Consider the following 4,310-nt stretch of genomic DNA (forward strand, 5'->3'; position numbering starts at 1 on the left):
GGGGCCATGCCGGCACGCAGGCCGGCCAGGAACTCGGCCCGCTCCGCGGGGAGCAGGTTGCCGATGGTGCCGCCGAGGAAGGCGAGCAGCCGCGGCCCGGGGGTGTCGGGCAGCGTCAGGCCGTACTGGAAGTCGGCGACGAGGGCGTGGACCCGCAGCCCGGGGTGTTCGTCGAGCAGCGTCGCGGCGGCGCCGGACAGGGCGCTCTCGCTGACGTCCACCGGCACGTAGTGGTCCAGCAGGGGCAGCGCCCGGATGAGGTGGCGGGTCTTCTCGGAGGAGCCGGAGCCGAGTTCGACGAGCGTGCGGGCGCCGGTCGCGGCGGCGATGCCGGCCGCGCGGGCGCGCAGGATCTCGCGTTCGGCGCGCGTCGGGTAGTACTCGGGCAGCAGGGTGATCTCGTCGAAGAGCGCACTGCCCCGCGCGTCGTAGAACCACTTCGGCGGGAGCTCCTTGGGCGACCGGGTCAGCCCCTCGGCGACGTCGGCGCGCAGGGCGGCGGCGGTCGCGTCGGACGGGAGGGTGCGGGAGAGGACGAACTGGCTCACGGGCAGGGCTCCTTGCGCGTGCGGCGGGGCAGGGGGAAGTCGGAATCGGTACGGAGGGGAGGTGCTACAGGGAGGTGAGGTGCTACAGGGACGTGAGGGCGATCCGCGTGCGGTCCGCCGACAGCAGGGTGCCGTCGGGCACCTCCGTCCAGCGCGGGTCGTCGTCGTACGGCTCCGACGCCACCGCGACCCGCTCGCCCGGCCCGGCCAGGTACCACAGGGTGTCCCCGTGCGCGGTGGCCGTGACCGACGCGCCGTCGGTGAGCAGCAGGTTCAGCCGGGATCCCGGCGCGGCCTGGGCGAGGGCGGCGACGGCGCCGGCGAGCGCCCGGCCCGGCGGCTCGCCCGCGTCCAGCCGGTGCGCCACGAGCGCCCAGACGAACGCCGAGTCGCAGCGCGCCTCCAGCCGCAGCAGGGCCCCGGCGGGCAGCAGCGGGACGAGGGGCGCGGCCGAGCCGGGCCAGCCCGTGAGGGCGCCGTTGTGGCTGAACAGCCACGGGCCCGCGGCGAAGGGGGCCGCGGCGGCCTCGCCGTCGGCGCCGGGACCGGTCGCGTCCCGCACCGCCGCCAGCAGCGCCCGGGCCCTGACCACCCGGACGAGGTCGGCGAAGGACGGGTCCGCCCACACCGGACCGGCCCGCCGGTACCGGGCCGGTCGCGGGTCCCCGTCCGCGTACCAGCCGATGCCGAACCCGTCCGCGTTCACCGTCCCGTACCGCTGCCGGCGCGGCGCCCACGACTGCCGGACGAGGGAGTGCGGTGGATCCGCGACGGACGCGCCGAGCGGGGCCTCCGGGCCCAGCACGGCCAGGTGCCGGCACATCAGGACGGCTCCGGGTCGCGGGCCGTGCGGAAGCCGGCGAGGATCTGCCGGCGCACCGGCAGGTCCCAGTTGCGGAACGTGCCCCGGCAGGCCACCGGGTCCACGCCGAACGACCCGCCGCGCAGCACCTTGTACGCGCTCCCGAAGAAGACCTCCGAGTACTCGCGGTAGGGGAACGCCCGGAAGCCCGGGTACGGCAGGAAGTCGCTCGCCGTCCACTCCCACACGTCGCCGATCAGCTGCCGGACGCCCAGCGGCGAGGCGCCGCGCGGGTAGGCGCCGACGGGGGCGGGACGCAGATGGCGCTGGCCGAGGTTGGCGTGCTCGGGCGTGGGATCCTCGTCGCCCCACGGGTAGCGGCGGGAGCGGCCGGACGCCGGGTCGTGCCGGGCGGCCTTCTCCCACTCCGCCTCGGTGGGCAGCCGCCGCCCGGCCCAGGCCGCGTACGCGGCGGCCTCGTACCAGCCGACGTGCAGCACCGGCTCGTCCGGCGGCACCGGCTCCACCACGCCGAAGCGGCGGCGCAGCCAGCCGCCCGGCGCTCCGCCGTCACGCCGCCAGAACAGTGGCGCGCCGAGCCCGTGCCGGCGCACCTGCGCCCAGCCCTCCGGGTGCCACCAGCGCGGGTCGCGGTAGCCGCCGTCCTCGACGAAGTGCAGGTACGCCCGGTTGCTCACGGGCAGGGTGTCGATGAAGAAGGGGGCCACCACGCGTTCGTGCGCGGGCCGCTCGTTGTCCAGCGCCCAGGGCTCGGCCGAGGTGCCCATGGTGAACGGGCCACCCTCCACAAGGACTTCGACCGGAAGCGCGGAGGCGTCCGGCGGGGCGGGCGGTGGGTCCGGCGCGGTGAGCGCGGGCGGGCCGGTACGCAGCTGATGGGTGATCAGCATCGTCTCGTCGTGCTGCTGCTCGTGCTGGGCGATCATCCCGAAGGCGAACGCCGCCCGGACCAGCGGGCCGCCGCCGTCGACCGGCGCCCGGTCGAGGACGTCCAGGGCCCGGCCGCGGACGTCCGCCACGTAGCGGCGGGCCTCGTCCGGAGGCAGCAGCGGCAGTGCGGGGCGCTCGGCGCGCGGGTGCTCGAACGCGTCGTAGACGGAGTCCAGTTCCGGCCGCAGCGCCGCGTGCCCGCCCACGGCGCGCAGCAGCCACAGCTCCTCCTGGTTGCCGATGTGCGCCAGGTCCCACACCAGCGGTGACATCAACGGCGAGTGCTGGGCGGTGAGTTCGGGGTCCGGTACGCAGCCCGTGAGCGCCGCGGTGCGCTCACGGGCCGCCAGCAGGACGTCCACGGCGCGCCGCCGGAGCGCGCCGGGATCCGTGCCGTCGTACTCCTGACCGGTGCCGTCGTCCTGCCGTCCGGGTCCCCCGTACTCCCGCCCGGTTCCGCCGTACTGCCGTCCCGGGGCGGTCACGAGCCGGGCTCCGCGTCCGTGACCCGGTCCGCGACCAGGTCCAGCAGGTCGTCTGCGGGGCAGCGGCCCCGGGCCACGTACCGGGACGTGAACTCGTCCACCGCCTCCAGGACCCGGGGCGAGGCCCCGAGCCGGGGGAGCGCCTCGCGCGCCGCCGCGAAGCAGCCCGCGGCCGCGGCGTGCAGCTCCGGGTCGGACAGGCCGTGCCGGGCGGCCCGGCGCCACAGCGGGTTGCGCGGGGTGGGCTCCCCGCCCGCCGCGTCGGCCAGCGGCTTCACCGCGCGGTACGCGGTCTCGGCGGCCGTCGGGTCGTCGAACAGCGCCGCCGTCACCGCGAGCGGCACCAGCCAGCCGTCCTCGCCCGGCTGCGCGTCGATCATGCGCATCTCCAGGTGGCCGCGCGGCCTTATGGGCGGGAACAGCGTGGTCAGGTGGTAGATCACATCGCCCGCGGTGACGGGCCGCGGCTCGCCCGTGCGCAGCCACTCGCGCAGCGGCAGGTCCTGTACGGGCTGCCACGGTCCTTCCTCGCGCCGGATGAACATCACCTCCGCGTCCAGCGCGTACTCGGCCCAGGCCGCCCGCGGCTCCATGTGCTCGGCGGGGGCGAGGGTGCGTCCCGGATCCATCCGGGCGTAGGTGGCCTGGCGGGTGGAGCGCCAGCCGGTGGGCCGCCCGAGGTGCAGCGGCGAGTTGGCGAACGCGGCGGCCAGCACCGCGCCCAGCAGGTGCGCGTACCGCCAGCGGCGGTCGAACCCGAGCGGGCCCGGGCCCTCGCTGCCGGCGTCGACACAGACCTGGACGGACGCAGTCCGGCACATGATCGTGCGGCCGGCCCCGTTCCAGCGGTCGTAGTAGACCTCCATCGCGCTGTAGCGGCGGGTCTCCACCACGCGGTCCGGATGGGTCCAGGGCTCCTTGCCGTAGCCGGCGAGGAAGAGCCCGATGTCCTTCAACTCGGCCCTGGCCAGGTCGAGATCGGCGGCCACCTCGTCCACGCAGGCGGTGAGCGAGCCGGCCGGCTGCGAGCTGAACTCGATCTGGCCACCGGGTTCGATGGTGAGCAGCGAGCGCAGCGGAAGCTTGCGGAGCCGGTCGGCGGCGGCGTTGAGCCGGGCCGCCTCCACCGGGCGGGTCGGTTCGCGCAGGTCGTGGACGAGCCATTCCAGCTCGACGCCGAGGAGGCGCGGCGGTCCGGTCTTGAAGCAGATGCCGCGGACCAGTGCCTCGGCCTCGTCCATGTCGACCGTCCGGGTCGCGCCTTCGCCGTAGGCGATGCTCTCGTCGGTCACTCCGGGTGCCCTCCTGTCGGTCAGCCCCCTTGCCCTGTACCCCCAAACGGAGGACGAAACGCGCGGGCCGGCGCCGGGAACCGGTCATGCCTGGGAGGCGGGTCCGGGGCCGCCCGGGAAAGGTGTAGACCTTTGGGGCGTGGGCGACGGGCCTCTCCGGGGCCGGGCGGCGCGGGCGCGGTGACGCGGAGGGCGGTGGGTGCGGCGGGCGGCCGCGCGGGCCGGTGGGGCC

Annotated in this window: 4 protein-coding genes; all 4 read right to left on the bottom strand. The window is 76.2% G+C overall.

The features are described from left to right. Positions 1 to 548: L-histidine N(alpha)-methyltransferase (locus tag JNW98_RS34235; RefSeq protein ID WP_223772187.1), on the bottom strand; the 548-nt coding region annotated here is incomplete at its 3' end. A gap of 82 nt (positions 549 to 630) precedes the next feature. Continuing rightward, positions 631 to 1,371: an ergothioneine biosynthesis protein EgtC gene (gene egtC / locus JNW98_RS34240; protein WP_223772188.1), complete on the bottom strand. Its 741-nt coding sequence runs from the start codon at positions 1,369 to 1,371 to the stop codon at positions 631 to 633. Next, complete coding sequence (egtB, locus tag JNW98_RS34245; RefSeq protein ID WP_223772189.1) at positions 1,371 to 2,663, bottom strand: ergothioneine biosynthesis protein EgtB; 1,293 nt, start codon at positions 2,661 to 2,663, stop codon at positions 1,371 to 1,373. The genes egtC and egtB overlap by 1 nt, the downstream gene beginning before the upstream one ends. A gap of 119 nt (positions 2,664 to 2,782) precedes the next feature. Further along, positions 2,783 to 4,027, bottom strand: coding sequence for an ergothioneine biosynthesis glutamate--cysteine ligase EgtA (egtA, locus tag JNW98_RS34250; protein ID WP_223772190.1), 1,245 nt, complete (start codon positions 4,025 to 4,027; stop codon positions 2,783 to 2,785). Positions 4,028 to 4,310 lie beyond the last annotated feature (283 nt).

It is taken from the genome of Streptomyces huiliensis (assembly GCF_020037025.1).
In the GTDB taxonomy this organism is placed as follows: domain Bacteria; phylum Actinomycetota; class Actinomycetes; order Streptomycetales; family Streptomycetaceae; genus Streptomyces; species Streptomyces huiliensis.